The organism is Pararhodobacter sp. CCB-MM2, assembly GCF_001691415.1.
In the GTDB taxonomy this organism is placed as follows: Bacteria; Pseudomonadota; Alphaproteobacteria; order Rhodobacterales; family Rhodobacteraceae; genus Pararhodobacter.
Genome location: NZ_LRRR01000004.1, coordinates 16,028 through 29,040 on the forward strand (window position 1 = coordinate 16,028; position 13,013 = coordinate 29,040).

At 66.3% G+C, this 13,013-nt stretch carries 17 protein-coding genes and 1 tRNA gene; 13 read left to right on the top strand and 5 right to left on the bottom strand.

Going from position 1 to position 13,013, the window contains the following annotated elements:
- Nucleotides 1-13: 13 nt before the first annotated feature.
- The 8 genes from BCY78_RS06235 (at nucleotide 14) to BCY78_RS06270 (ending at nucleotide 5,290) form a co-directional block, all read left to right on the top strand.
- Complete coding sequence (locus BCY78_RS06235; RefSeq protein WP_068299413.1) at nucleotides 14-742, top strand: transglutaminase family protein; 729 nt, start codon at nucleotides 14-16, stop codon at nucleotides 740-742.
- Nucleotides 743-987: 245 nt separating this feature from the next.
- On the top strand, nucleotides 988-1,491 hold the full coding sequence (locus tag BCY78_RS06240; protein ID WP_068299416.1) for a YbjN domain-containing protein: 504 nt from the start codon (nucleotides 988-990) through the stop codon (nucleotides 1,489-1,491).
- 59 nt (nucleotides 1,492-1,550) lie between these two features.
- On the top strand, nucleotides 1,551-2,363 hold the full coding sequence (gene proC / locus BCY78_RS06245; protein WP_068299419.1) for a pyrroline-5-carboxylate reductase: 813 nt from the start codon (nucleotides 1,551-1,553) through the stop codon (nucleotides 2,361-2,363).
- The gene (locus BCY78_RS06250) at nucleotides 2,360-2,695 is read left to right on the top strand and encodes a tRNA-binding protein (protein WP_068299420.1); all 336 of its coding nucleotides are present in this window, start codon (nucleotides 2,360-2,362) and stop codon (nucleotides 2,693-2,695) included. Before proC ends, BCY78_RS06250 begins: the two co-directional genes overlap by 4 nt.
- Entirely contained in the window at nucleotides 2,695-3,651 is a 957-nt protein-coding gene (locus tag BCY78_RS06255; protein WP_068299421.1) for a D-glycerate dehydrogenase, read from the top strand. The genes BCY78_RS06250 and BCY78_RS06255 overlap by 1 nt, the downstream gene beginning before the upstream one ends.
- Nucleotides 3,641-4,033, top strand: coding sequence for a hypothetical protein (locus BCY78_RS06260; RefSeq protein ID WP_068299423.1), 393 nt, complete (start codon nucleotides 3,641-3,643; stop codon nucleotides 4,031-4,033). The genes BCY78_RS06255 and BCY78_RS06260 overlap by 11 nt, the downstream gene beginning before the upstream one ends.
- Before the next feature lie 111 nt (nucleotides 4,034-4,144).
- Entirely contained in the window at nucleotides 4,145-4,483 is a 339-nt protein-coding gene (locus tag BCY78_RS06265) for a hypothetical protein (RefSeq protein ID WP_369808693.1), read from the top strand.
- Nucleotides 4,484-4,843: 360 nt separating this feature from the next.
- Nucleotides 4,844-5,290, top strand: a complete 447-nt coding sequence (locus BCY78_RS06270) for an MmcB family DNA repair protein (protein ID WP_068299426.1) — start codon at nucleotides 4,844-4,846, stop codon at nucleotides 5,288-5,290.
- 73 nt (nucleotides 5,291-5,363) lie between these two features.
- Here the strand turns inward: BCY78_RS06270 and BCY78_RS06275 are convergent, their stop codons facing one another.
- Nucleotides 5,364-5,807, bottom strand: a complete 444-nt coding sequence (locus tag BCY78_RS06275; RefSeq protein ID WP_068299930.1) for a cytochrome c family protein — start codon at nucleotides 5,805-5,807, stop codon at nucleotides 5,364-5,366.
- Between the two features lie 119 nt (nucleotides 5,808-5,926).
- On the bottom strand, nucleotides 5,927-6,766 hold the full coding sequence (locus tag BCY78_RS06280; RefSeq protein ID WP_083194853.1) for an ABC transporter permease: 840 nt from the start codon (nucleotides 6,764-6,766) through the stop codon (nucleotides 5,927-5,929).
- Nucleotides 6,767-6,958: 192 nt separating this feature from the next.
- Between BCY78_RS06280 and BCY78_RS06285 the strand changes: the two genes are divergently transcribed.
- The gene (locus BCY78_RS06285) at nucleotides 6,959-7,621 is read left to right on the top strand and encodes a GcrA family cell cycle regulator (RefSeq protein ID WP_068299429.1); all 663 of its coding nucleotides are present in this window, start codon (nucleotides 6,959-6,961) and stop codon (nucleotides 7,619-7,621) included.
- A gap of 108 nt (nucleotides 7,622-7,729) precedes the next feature.
- Here BCY78_RS06285 and BCY78_RS06290 read toward each other — a convergent pair whose 3' ends face one another.
- From BCY78_RS06290 to fabI, 3 genes are all read right to left on the bottom strand, one after another.
- The gene (locus tag BCY78_RS06290; RefSeq protein ID WP_068299431.1) at nucleotides 7,730-9,346 is read right to left on the bottom strand and encodes an MBL fold metallo-hydrolase RNA specificity domain-containing protein; all 1,617 of its coding nucleotides are present in this window, start codon (nucleotides 9,344-9,346) and stop codon (nucleotides 7,730-7,732) included.
- 93 nt (nucleotides 9,347-9,439) lie between these two features.
- Complete coding sequence (gpt, locus tag BCY78_RS06295; RefSeq protein WP_068299433.1) at nucleotides 9,440-9,958, bottom strand: xanthine phosphoribosyltransferase; 519 nt, start codon at nucleotides 9,956-9,958, stop codon at nucleotides 9,440-9,442.
- 137 nt (nucleotides 9,959-10,095) lie between these two features.
- The gene (gene fabI / locus BCY78_RS06300) at nucleotides 10,096-10,920 is read right to left on the bottom strand and encodes an enoyl-ACP reductase FabI (RefSeq protein ID WP_068299435.1); all 825 of its coding nucleotides are present in this window, start codon (nucleotides 10,918-10,920) and stop codon (nucleotides 10,096-10,098) included.
- A gap of 140 nt (nucleotides 10,921-11,060) precedes the next feature.
- Here fabI and pdxH point away from each other — a divergent pair, with 140 nt between their 5' ends.
- The 4 genes from pdxH to BCY78_RS06320 all read left to right on the top strand — a co-directional run bounded on the left by pdxH (nucleotide 11,061) and on the right by BCY78_RS06320 (nucleotide 13,008).
- A complete protein-coding gene (gene pdxH / locus BCY78_RS06305; protein ID WP_369808694.1) occupies nucleotides 11,061-11,699 on the top strand; it encodes a pyridoxamine 5'-phosphate oxidase in 639 nt (212 codons plus the stop codon).
- A gap of 93 nt (nucleotides 11,700-11,792) precedes the next feature.
- Nucleotides 11,793-12,308, top strand: a complete 516-nt coding sequence (locus BCY78_RS06310; RefSeq protein WP_068299436.1) for a cold-shock protein — start codon at nucleotides 11,793-11,795, stop codon at nucleotides 12,306-12,308.
- A 6-nt stretch (nucleotides 12,309-12,314) separates the two neighbouring features.
- Nucleotides 12,315-12,806, top strand: a complete 492-nt coding sequence (locus tag BCY78_RS06315) for a DUF192 domain-containing protein (protein ID WP_225299042.1) — start codon at nucleotides 12,315-12,317, stop codon at nucleotides 12,804-12,806.
- 125 nt (nucleotides 12,807-12,931) lie between these two features.
- Nucleotides 12,932-13,008 (top strand) — tRNA-Pro (locus BCY78_RS06320).
- Nucleotides 13,009-13,013 lie beyond the last annotated feature (5 nt).

Consider the following 13,013-nt stretch of genomic DNA (forward strand, 5'->3'; position numbering starts at 1 on the left):
TCGGAGACGCCTCATGGAAGACCTCGCCCCCACCGTAGCGCAACCGGACGTGCTGCTGGCCCGCACGCCCCTACTGGATTTCGACCACCCGTCGATCACGGCGCTGATCGCCCGGCGCGGCTGGACGGGTCTCACGCGCTACGACCGCATCGGCGCCGCCTATGCCTTCGTGCGCGACGAGATCGCCTTCGGCTACAACCGCGACGACGCGATCCCGGCCTCCGAGGTTCTGTCGGACGGGATCGGCCAGTGCAACACCAAGGCGACCCTGCTGATGGCCTTGCTGCGCGCCTTGGACATCCCCTGCCGTCTGCACGGCTTCACCATCCACAAATCGCTGCAACAGGGCGTGGTCCCGCCGCTGGTCTACCCCATCGCCCCCGACAACATCCTGCATTCCTGGATCGAGCTGGAACACGACGGCACGTGGCTGGATCTGGAGGGCTTCATCCTCGACGCGCGCTATCTCTCGGCGCTGCAATCGACATTCGGCGACGGGGCCCTGTGTGGCTACGGGGCGGGGACGGAATGCCTCGGCCAGCCCGAGGTCGCCTGGAAGGGCACCAGCACCTATATCCAGCGCACCGGGATCAACGCGGACCTCGGGCTGTGGGACAGCCCGGATGCGTTCTACGCGCGCCATGAACAGGCCTTCGGACGCCTGCGCGGTTGGCTCTACCGCAACCTGATCCGTCATTGGATGAACGCAAGGGTCCGAAAGCTGCGGCGCCGGGCGGCGTAAGGGCCGGAACGGGGGCGTCGCGGCGGGCATGCGGCGCCTCTTCGCGGGGGATCCGAGTTATCCCCAACTATTTCGGGATTCCTCGGCATATCGCCGCTTGTCCACAGGAAATTAAGCTTTACAGGGTTTCGCAACTCGCCCACCATATCTAGTAAGAAAGGCGACACAGATCGCCGCAAATTGCCAAGACCCACAGCAATAGTGGGCGCGGCGCCTGTTGAGGCTAGAACAGGAAAGTCCAGGACATGCCCCTGTCCGAGCACGATTTTTTGACGGATGAAGTCCATCCGATCGATATTGTCGAAACACTGGCTGAACACCACGCCTGGGAATTCGATCGCGTCGGCGACGACCAGATCGCCATGGCAGTCGAAGGCCAGTGGCGCAGCTATTCGCTGACCCTCGCCTGGTCCCATCCCGACGAGACCCTCCGCCTGATCTGCACCTTCGAGATGGAGCCGCCGGCCGACCGCATGCCCGCGCTCTATGAGGTGCTGAACCTCGCCAATGACATGGTCTGGTCGGGCAATTTCACCCATTGGGGTCCGCAGAACCTGATGGTCTGGCGCTATGGGCTGGCCCTCACCGGCGGGCAGACGGCCACCACCGAGCAGATCGACGCGATGATCCAGTCGGCGGTCAGCGCCTGCGAGCGGTTCTACCCGGCGTTCCAGCTTGTGGCCTGGGCCGACCGCGCGCCCGAGGACGCGCTGAAGCTGGCGATCTCGAAAGCCTACGGCCGGGCCTGACGGCCCTTTCCCCTGCCGGTCGCGCTCGCTAGGGTGCGGACAACAATGGGGGTTCTGGCATGAACATGGATGATATCGCCGCGCGCGGCCTGGTGCTTCTGGGCTGCGGCAAGATGGGCTCGGCGCTGCTGGAGGGCTGGCTGAAACAGGGCCTGCCCGCCACCTCGGTGCATGTGCTGGAGCCCCGGCCCTCCGATTGGCTGAAGGCCACGGGCGTTGCGATCAACCAAGGCGTCCCGTCCGATCCCGCCGTCGCGCTGCTGGCCGTGAAGCCGCAGATGATGGGCGAGGCGCTGCCGTCGCTGCAGGCTTTGGGCGGCGGCAAGACGCTGTTCATTTCGATCGCCGCCGGGACCTCGCTGCAGACGCTGGAGGACAGCCTCGGCGCCGGCACGCCCATCGTCCGCGTCATGCCCAATACCCCCGCCGCCGTGGCGCGTGGGATCAGCGCGCTCATCGGCAACGCCCATGCGACCGAGGCGCATGAGGCCCTCGCCGGCAGCCTGATGGCCGCCGTGGGCGAGGTGGTCACGCTGGAGAATGAGGGTCAGATGGATGCCGTCACCGGCGTCTCCGGCTCGGGTCCGGCCTATGTCTTCCACATGATCGAGGCACTCGCCGCCGCCGGTGAGGCGCAAGGCCTGTCGCCCGAGCTGGCGATGAAGCTCGCCCGCGCGACCGTCTGCGGGGCCGGGGAGCTGGCGCATCAGTCACCTGAAAGCGCCGCGCAGCTGCGCGTCAATGTCACCTCGCCGGGCGGCACCACCGCCGCCGGCCTCGCGCAGTTGATGGATGCCGAGAGCGGCCTGCCGCCCCTCATGCGCCGCACCGTCGCCGCCGCCACCGACCGCTCGAAGGAGCTGGGCAAATGACCATCAGTTTCGATGATTTCATGGCCGTCGACATCCGCGTCGGCACGATTATTGAGGTCGAGGATTTCCCTCAGGCCCGCAAACCCGCGTGGAAACTCACCGTCGATTTCGGGCCTGAGATCGGCGTGAAGCGCTCCTCCGCGCAGATCACCGTGCATTACGGCAAGGAGGATCTGTTGGGCCGTCAAGTCATGGGCGTGGTCAATTTCCCGCCGCGCCAGATCGGTCCCTTCATGTCCGAGGTGCTGGTGCTCGGCCTGCATGACGACGCCAATGCCGTGGTCCTGATCGGCCCCGAGCGCAATGTCCCCAACGGCGCGAGGATGTGCTGATGAAACTGTTCATTTCCCGCCCGATGCCGGCCCCGGTGCTGACCGCCGCCGAGACGGCCTTCGACGTCACTTGCCGCGACAGCAATGCGCCGCTCAGCCACGACGAGATGGTCGCCGCGCTCAGCGATTACGACGTGGTGTTGCCGACCTTGGGTGACCTGTTCAAGGCGCCGGTCTTCGAGGCCGTGCCGCAGCCCCGCGCCAAGTTGCTGGCCAATTTCGGCGTCGGCTACAACCATATCGACGTCGCCGCCGCTCGCGCCGCCGGGGTCGAGGTCACCAACACCCCCGGCGCCGTCACCGACGCGACCGCCGATATCGCGCTGACCCTGATGCTGATGTCCGCCCGCCGCGCGGCCGAGGGCGAGCGGCTGGTCCGCTCGGGCCAATGGCAGGGCTGGCACCCGACGCAGATGCTGGGCCTGCACCTGTCGGGCAAGACGCTGGGCGTCGTGGGCATGGGCCGGATCGGGCAAGCGATTGCCAAGCGCGCGATGCACGGCTTTGGCATGAAGATCGCCTATTTCACCCGCTCGCCCAAGGACTTGCCTGACCTGCCGGGCGCGCAGCCGGTCACCGATCTGCACGCGCTGATGGGCCTTTCGGATGTCGTGGTCATCGCCGTCCCCGCCTCGCCGCAGACGCACCACCTGATTGACGCCGCCGCCTTGGCCGCGATGCAGCCGCATGCGCATCTGATCAACATCGCCCGCGGCGATATCGTCGAGGAAGCCGCCCTGATCGCCGCGCTTCAGGCGGGCAAGATCGGCGGCGCCGGCCTCGATGTCTATGAATTCGAGCCCAAGGTGCCCGAGGCCCTGCGCAAACTCGACAATGTCACGCTGCTGCCGCACCTCGGCACTGCCGCGCTGGAGGTCCGGACCGAGATGGGCCTGATGGCCGTCGCCAATGCCGTGGCCTTCAAGGACGGCGAGGCGCTGCCCAATGTCGTCTGAGCCCTCGGCCCTGCGCAAGCTCGGGGCGGCGCTGCTCAACGCGACGCTGATGCTGGCCGCGCTGGTGCTGCTGCTGGCCGTGGTGCTGGTCTGGCAGGTGCGGGGCCTTGCCTCGGACCTGCGCGAGGGGCTCCGGACGGAACTCGTCGCGCTCCAGCCGCAGATGCAGGCGACCCGAGAGGCCGCGCGCGCCGCGCTGGAGGAGCTGCCAGCCACCGCGCCCGCCCGTGAAGACCTCGCCGCCCTCGTCGATCAGCTGGAGGCCCGCCCAACTGCCCCGCAAGACACCGAGTCGCTGCTGCGCCGCATCGCCTTCGCGGTGATCGCCATTGCCGCGCAGGGTGTGCTGGAGGGGCTGATGACGGGTGAAAGCGCGCGCTGATCTCTCACTCTGCCTCAAATACGCGCTTTCCCGCCCCGGCAGAGAGCGCGACACCGGGTCACTCTGGCATTTCCACCGGCAAGGCGTATCCTCAAGGCAAGGAGGATTGCCATGACCATGATGCCCGATCCCGAACCCGGCCTGCCCAAGCTGGTGAAGCTCTACATCCGTCAGATCGGCGTGGGCTTTGCGCTGTCGGCTGTGTTCGTCTCGCTGCTGTTAGGCTTCGACGTGGCCCATCTGCGCAGCCTGATGCTGTCGACGGAGGGGGGCTACATCGCCGCCTTCCTTCTGTTCTTCTTCAACGGTCTGGTCTTCGCGGGCGTGCAGTTCGCCATCAGCATCATGCGGATGGCGGACAAGGATGACCAAGGCCCCCGGGGCGGCCATCGCCAGCGCGTGTACCTCGCCGAGCCGGTGCCGGTGCGCATTGACGCCAGCCGTCGATAACAGCGCCAACGGATAGCGCGGGCCCGCACGCGACCGGCCCGGATAGACAGAAACCCGCCCGCCGAGGCGGGTTTTTCTTTGGCGAAAAGGGAAGGGGTGGCGGGCCCGCAGCGACCGTATCAGGCTGAAATTTCCCGAGAGCCTGACGAATCAGGTGGGCGCCAGATACCGGGACCAGGATCCCGGCAGAGCCAGCCCCCAAGGAAATGCTTATCGGCCACTGGAAAAGTGCCGTCCTCGAGAAGAGCAGAACCCGCCTGTTCCAGATCTAGGGCCGCAGGCCGCCGCCATCAAGGCCCCCTGACACCGGAGGATGCAAAAGACTGGCGTGGCGCATGTTCATGGTTTATTCTCGCGTCCATGCCTGACGACCTCCTTATGCCCGGACAACGGATCGCGCGCGGTGTGTCGCGCCTGTTGCGCAGCCATGATTTCGCCTGCCTTGAGGAGGTGGTGCCGAAGCCGGGCCTGCGCGTCGATGTCATGGGGTTGGGGCCCAAGGGCGAGATCTGGGTCGTGGAATGCAAATCCAGCCGGGTGGATTACACCTCGGACCGGAAATGGCAGGGCTATCTGGAATGGTGCGACCGGTTCTTCTGGGCCGTACCGCCCGATTTCCCGACCGAGATCCTGCCGCTGGAGGAAGGCCCCGGTGCAGGGCTGATCCTCGCCGATGGTTACGGCGGCGAGATCGTGCGGATGGCGCCCGATACTCCGCTGGCCGGGGCGCGCCGCAAGGCAATGACGCTGAAATTCGCGCGGATGGCGGCGCTGAGGCACCACGGGCTGCGCGATCCGGGCCTCTGACGGCCGGGAAAGCGCCGGAACGAAAACGCCCCGCCGGAAGAGGCGGGGCATCTGTTTGTGGTCGAAGAGAGCCTTATTCCGAGGCGGCTTCCTCGGCCGGGCCGACGCTGACCAGATAGGCCCACATATCCTCGGCGCCGCTGTTCAGGCGGAAGGACATGGTGCCGCGGCGCGCGCCTTCACCGCCGTGGTGGCCAAGGAACTCGACCGGGTTGGCGACATATTCGACGAACAGCTCTTCGTTCCAGACCATGTCCGGATTGGCGGCGGCCATCGAGGTCATCAACTCGCTGTAGTTGAAGCCCTCGACCGAGCCGGGGTGACGGCCGGCCACGCCATACAGGTTCGGGCCGGTACGGCCGCCGCGCTGGATGGTGGTGCCGTCATCGGCAACAATCGAATGGCAGCTGCGGCAGCCGCGCCAAGCGGCCTCGCCAGCCTCGGCATCGCCCTCGGCGAGGGCGGCGGTGGCGCTCAGCGACAGCAGGGCGGCGGCGGACAGGATCAGGGTTTTCATCGGCGACATTCCTCCGGCTTCGCGGGGCACGCCGGCCCCGCCTTGGCTTCCTGCCCCGGTATATCAGCCGCGAAAGCGACGGGTCTAGGGAATGCAGCGATATGTCACAGCGCCGCGCCTTACGGCTTCAGGCGGAAGCCGCGCGCGAACCAGGTCCAGGACAGCAGCGCCAGCGCCAGCGCCGAGCCAGCGGTCACGGCGAGGCCCAGCCAGGGGTTGCTGTCGGACACGCCCAGATAGGCGAAGCGCGCCCCGTCGATCAGGTAAAAGAACGGGTTCAGGTGGCTCAAGGCGGCCATCACCGGGGGCATGGCCTCCGTCGAGTAGAAGGTGCCCGACAGGAAGGACAGGGGCGTCACCACGAAGTTGGTGACGGCGGCGATCTGATCGAACTTGGCCGCCAGAATGCCGGCGACGATCCCCAGCGCGCCCAGCAGCGTGGCCCCGGTCACCGCGATCAGCACCAGCCACAGCGGATGGCTGGGCCAGACACCCAGCGTCAGCCCGACCGCCAGCACGATCACCACCGAGACCATCAACCCGCGCGCCACACCGCCGGCCAGATAGCCCATCACCAGCTCGGAGGGCGACAGCGGCGGCATCAGCGTATCGACGATATTGCCCATCACCTTCGCACCCACGATCGAGGACGAGGTATTGGCAAAGGCGTTCTGGATCACCGACATCATCAGGATGCCGGGCACGAGGAAATGCAGGAAGGGCACGCCCATCACCGGCGGGCGGCCCGCCATCGCCAGCGAAAAGATCCCGAGGAACAGCCCGGCCGTCACCAAGGGCGCCGCCAGTGTCTGCTGCCAGACGGCGAGGAAGCGCTTGGTCTCACGCTGCGCCAGCGTCCAGGTGCCGCGCCAGTTGTTGCGTCCGAAACGGCGCGCGCCCATCGCCCGAAGTGCGGTGATGCGGGCCGCGGCGGGCGCGGCAGGGTTGGATTGGCTCATTGGGGGGGCTCCTGGTCGTCTTTTGCAGCGTCGGATACGGGTTTTGCGGCAGCGCGCAGGGGGCAGGGGTTGTCCCCGGCGGCGCCTCCTTGTATCTCACCTGCTCACAGATAGAATAGGGGCGAAAGACGGCCAGCCCCCGGGGCCAAGAACCCCGCCCTGTGCCAACCAATTTCTTGCGGAGCGCCACGAATGTCCTGGACCGACGAACGCGTCGAATTGCTCAAGAAGATGTGGGCCGAGGGGAAGTCCGCCTCTCAGATCGCCAAGGAACTGGGCTCGGTGACGCGCAATGCCGTGATCGGCAAGGTGCATCGCCTGGGCCTGTCCAGCCGGAATGCCGACGGCAGCGCGGCCGAAGCCCCGGCGAGCCCGGAGCCCGCCGCCCCGGCCGCCAGCCCGGCGCCCGCCGCACCAGCGGCCAAGCAGCCCGAGCCTGCGCCGGCCCCGCAGCCCGCGCCGGAGCCTGCCCCCGCCGCACGCCCTGCCGCGGCCGCCGCGCCGCAGCCGGCCCCGGCGGCCCCGACGCCGCAGCCCGCCACGCAATCGGCCACCCCGGCCGTGATCCCGGGCCGCCGCCCGATCGTGCCCGCCGGCCAGCCGCTGCCGCCGCAGCCCTCGGCCAACGAGATCTCGCCCGAGGCTCTGGCGACAGTGCGCGAGGTGGAGAAAACCGCCCGCAAGCTGTCGCTGATGGAGCTGACCGAGCGCACCTGCAAATGGCCGATCGGCGATCCGGCGACGGATGATTTCTGGTTCTGCGGTCTGCCCTCAGTCGCGGGCAAGCCCTATTGCGAGGCGCATGTCTCGGTGGCGTTCCAGCCAATGCAGGCCCGTCGCGACCGTCGTCGCTGATCTGACGGCGATCTTTGTGGACGATGTTGAGAAGGGGGGCTGTCTGCCCCCCTCTTTGCATGCGCAAATTCACCCCCCGAGGATATTTCCGGAGTAAAGATGCGCCCGTCAGTGGGGATGGTCTTCGGACCACTCGCCGAGGGCGCTGCGGAGTTTGCGGATCAGGACGTTGCGTGCCTTCTCGTCGCCGGCGTCTGTCAGGGCCTCGTTGAGGTCGAGGAACAGTTTCGAGACGTCATTGTGCCAGTCGAGATTGGCCACGGCTTCAGGGCGGATGCGGGGGGGCGGGGTGCTGGCGTCCTGCGGCAAGGCTTGCGGACCCGCCGGGGTCAGGCGCCAGCCTTGATCCAGCGAAGGGCGGATGACCGGGACGGTCAGCGCGGCGCTTTCAGCCTCGGCGAGTGTGTCCATGGCGGGCGGTTCGCCGTGGGTCAGGAACAGGCCGTGGCGAATGGGGGCGCGGGCGGCGAGCCAGGCTTGTAGTTCGGGGCCGTCGGCATGGCCGGAATAGAGGTCGATCGCGCGGATGCGGGCGCGAACCTCCAGTGCCTCGCCTTGGATGCGCACGGATTTGGCGCCGTCCAGCAACAGGCGGCCCAGCGTCCCCTTCGCCTGATAGCCCGCCATCATCACCGTCGCCGCCTCGGACCAGAGCCAACGTTTCAGCCGGTGGCGGATGCGCCCGGCCTCGCACATGCCCGAGGCGGCGATGACGATGTGGAAGCCCTGCACATCGTCGAGCCGCTTTGACTCCTCGACATCCTGAGTGAAATGCAGGTTCGGCGCATGCAGCCCCTTGGCCAGTGCGTTGCCATGCTCCAGCGTGCGGCGGTGGCGGTGGAAGACCTCGGTCGCGCGGGCGGCGAGGGGGCTGTCGACGTAGATCGGGATCTCGGGCAGCAGGCCCTCCGCCATGGATTGCGTCAGATCCGCGATCAGCTCCTGCGCGCGCTCGACAGCGAAGGAGGGGATCAGCAGGGCCCCCGCGGGGTTGATCGCGGCGCGCACCTCCTCGGTCAGCAACTTGCGCCGCACCTCGTCCGAGGCCGAGAAGCGGTCGGTGCCGCCATAGGTGCTTTCGCAGATGACAAAATCGACGCCCGACGGGCCCTCAGGGTCCGGATGCAGCAGCTTGAAGGCGGGGCCGAGGTCGCCCGAGAACAAGAGGCTCATCGGCTCGCGATGGCCGGGGATCATCACCTCCAGCTCGATCGAGGAGGAGCCGAGCATATGCCCGGCGTTCCAGAACCGTGCCCGGGTGCCGGGCAGGACCTGCACCCACTCGCCGTAATCTTGGCCCCGGAATTGCGCCATCGTGCGGTCAACATCGGCGCCATCGTAAATCGGCTCGACGGCCTGTGAGTTCCAACGGGCGCGGCGGCGGTTCAGCTGCTGCACCTCCAGTGCCTGAATATGCGCCGAGTCGGGCAGCATGACGCCGCACAGATCCACCGTCGCACGGGTCGCGTGAATCGGCCCCGCGAAGCCGTCATGCACCAGCTTCGGCAGCAGGCCCGAGTGGTCGATATGGGCATGGGTCAGCAGCGCCGCGTCGATCTTGGCGGGGTCGAAGGGCAGGGGGCGGTAGTTCAGCGCCTTTTCGGTCTTCGAGCCCTGAAACATGCCGCAATCGATCAGCAGCGTTCCGGTCGCGGTCTCCAGCCGGAAGCAGGAGCCGGTGACGCCGCGCGCGGCGCCGTGAAAGGTCAGGATGGGGAAAGACATGGGGCACCTCCGGCCCCATGATCGCGCCAAGTCCGCGTCCGGGCAATGAAAAACCCCGGCGCGAGGGCCGGGGTCGTTCGGGGGGCATTGGGCTCAGTCCTTGCCGCGGAACGGCTCGACGTATTGCAGCGCCATGTCCCAGGGGAAGAAGATCCAGGTGTCCTGGCTCACCCCGGTGATGAAGGTGTCGGTCTGCTTCTCGCCTTCGGGCTTGGCATAGACACAGGCGAAGTGGGCCTTGGGATAGAGCGAGCGCACCAGCTCCAGCGTCTTGCCGGTATCGACGAGGTCGTCGACGATCAGGATGCCTTCGCCGTCGCCCATCATCTCTTTGTCGGGCGATTTGATGACCTGCGCTTCGCGGCGCTGGTCGGCTTTGCCGCCGCCGGCGTGGTAGGATTTCACGCTGATCGTATCGACGGTGCGGATGTCCAGCTCGCGCGAGACGATCATCGCCGGGGCCATGCCGCCGCGGGTGATCGCGACCACAGCACGCCAGTTGCCGTCATCCGGACCACGGCCCTGCAGACGCCAGGCCAGCGCGCGGGCGTCGCGGTGCAGCTGGTCCCAGCTGACATGAAAACCTTTCTCATGGGGCAGACGATCGTTCATGCCGGTCTCCTTTGGTCCAAGTTCTGCACGCCGGGCCCTGAGCGGGCCGCCGGAAATGACAGGCGGGGCGTCGATGCGCCCCGCTATAGCCGAGTTTTTCGCGTCTGCCAGCCCGGAAGGCTTGGCGGCGCGTAACGTCACGTGTCCTTGCGGCCCGTGACGACGTCGATGTCCGGCGCGTCGACCGCTTTCATGCCGACGACATGGTAGCCCGCGTCGACATGCAGCGTCTCACCCGTGGTGCCCGAGCCGAGGTCCGACAGCAGGTAGAGCGCCGATTTGCCGACCTCCTCCTGCGTCACGTTGCGGCGCAGGGGCGAGTTCAGCTCGTTCCACTTCATGATGTAGCGGAAGTCGCCGATGCCCGAGGCCGCGAGCGTCTTGATCGGGCCGGCAGAGATGGCGTTGCAGCGGATGCCGTCCTTGCCCAGATCCTCGGCGATGTATTTGACCGAGGCTTCCAGTGCCGCCTTGGCCACGCCCATCACGTTGTAATGCGGCATGACCTGCTCGGCGCCGTAATAGGTCAGCGTCAAGAGCGAGCCGCCCTTCGGCATCATCGCGGCGGCGCGTTGGGCAACGGCGGTGAACGAATAGACCGAGATGTCCATCGTCATCAGGAAGTTGGCATGCGAGGTGTCGACGTAACGGCCGCGCAGCTCGTTCTTGTCCGAGAAGCCGATGGCATGGACGAGGAAGTCGATCTCGGGCCATTCGGCCTTCAGCGCTTCGAACATCGCATCGACCGAGGCCATGTCGGCCACGTCGCATTCAAAGAGGCGCGGGGTGCCCAGGCTCTCGGCCAGCGGGACGACGCGCTTCTTGAGGGCCTCGCCCTGATAGCTGAAGGCCAGTTCGGCACCTTGCGAGGCCAGCGCCTGCGCGATGCCCCAGGCAATGGATTTGTCGTTGGCGAGCCCCATGATGAGGCCCTTTTTGCCCGCCATAAGTCCTGCTGACATCGCGGTCTCCGGATCCGTGGTTTACGTAACGTGCAGCTTTAGGACAAAGGTCTCGTCGCATCAAGGGTATGCGCTCTTGCAAGGCGTAGGGGAAACCTGCCAGTGTCGCGCCCGATAGATGACTATTCCGGGGACCGATAATGGCCGAGGACATGCAGGACGCCGCCCGCAGCGGTATCTTTGCCGGAGACGATCCGTTTCTGATCGCGCAACGATGGCTGGCCGAGGCCGAGGGCACCGAGCCCAACGATCCCAATGCCATCGCACTCGCCACGGTTGATGACGCCGGTCTGCCGAATGTGCGGATGGTCCTGCTGAAGGAGATCGAAAGCGCCGGTGCCGGGGAGGGCGCCTTCGTCTTCTATACCAATTACACCAGCCGCAAGGGGCAGGAGCTGGAGGGCGCCGGCAAGGCCGCTTTCGTGATGCATTGGAAATCCCTGCGCCGTCAGATCCGGGTCCGCGGCACCATCTCGCGTGAGGACGGGGCACAGGCAGACGCCTATTTCGCCTCGCGTTCGCTACAGTCGCGTCTGGGGGCCTGGGCGTCAAAGCAGTCGCAACCTCTGTCGTCGCGTGGGGCACTGATGGCCGAGGTCGCGAAGAAAAGTCTAAAATTCGGCACAAACCCGCCGAGGCCGGAATTCTGGGGTGGCTTTCGTCTCCTTCCGGTTGAAATTGAGTTTTGGGCAGATGGCGCGTTCCGTCTGCACGACCGTTTCCGCTTCACGCGCTCGAATGGCGCAAAAAACTGGGATGTTGAGAGGCTCAATCCGTGAAATTCACGCTTCGTGAAACGACCGGGCCTTGCAAAGCCTGCAAAATGCGAAGATGCTGGCGCCAGGTTGGTTGTTGTTTGGTTGGGAACTAGAATGGTCGAAGTAGAGCGAGGCCTTCCGCGCATCCGTGGAAGCGTCAAGTGGTTCGATCCGGGCAAAGGCTTCGGATTTATTGTCGCCGATTCCGGCGGGCCGGATATCCTGCTGCATGTGAATGCGCTGCGGAATTTCGGTCAAAGCTCGATCTGTGATCGGGCGGGTATCGTGGTGAGCGTGCAGCAGACACAACGCGGTCTGCAGGCGGTCGAGGTCTTCGAGGTGACGCCACCCGACGATTTCGAGCCCGAGGAGACCGACGACGAGCCGGTCGATCTGTCGCTGGAGCTTGAGCCTGCGCGCATCAAGTGGTTCGACAAGATCAAGGGCTTCGGCTTCGCGAATGTGTTCGGCCGTCCCGAAGATGTCTTCATTCACATGGAAGTGCTGCGCAAATCCGGCTTTGCCGAGCTACAACCCGGTGAGGCTGTGGGTCTGCGCATCGTCGATGGCGAGCGGGGCCGCATGGCGGTGTCCATCTCGTCGTGGGAAACGGCGCTGCACAAGGAGTGAGGATTGATGGGGCGTAACGCGTTTGCCGGCGTCGTGCTGGCGATGATCATGGTGCTGGGACTGGCAATGGCCGGCCCGGCGCAAGCGTCGGAATGCAGCGACAGCCGCGTGCAATTGCGCGGCGATTTCGGTTCCGCCGCCTTTACCGTGGACATTGCCGATACCGACGCGGAACGCGCCCAAGGCCTCATGCATGTCCCCTCCATGCCGCGCTTCAACGGCATGCTCTTTGTCTTCGAGCGCCCGCAACGCGCGGTGTTCTGGATGGAGAACACGCTGATTCCCCTCGACATGCTGTTCATCGACGCCGCGGGTGTGGTGCAGCGCGTGCATTCGAACGCCGTGCCGATGGACCGCACGCCGATCGACGGCGGCGAAGGCATCACCTACGTGCTGGAGATCAACGGCGGCATGGCCGAGCGTCTGGGCATCGAAGCGGGCGCCGAGCTGCGTCACCCGGTTCTTGCGCAGGACGGTGCTGCCTGGCCCTGCGAGTAAGCGCGACGCGCCATCCGATTTCGGAATAGCTCAAGGCCCCGCCGGTTCCTCGGCGGGGCCTTCTGTTTGTCGCACGCCGTTTGGCTCTTTCCCATCCGCGCGGCGTGGTCTAAGACGCGCTCAGTCGGGGCGTGGCGCAGCTTGGTAGCGCGACGGTTTTGGGTACCGTAGGTCGTAGGTTCGAATCCTATCGCCCCGACCATCTTC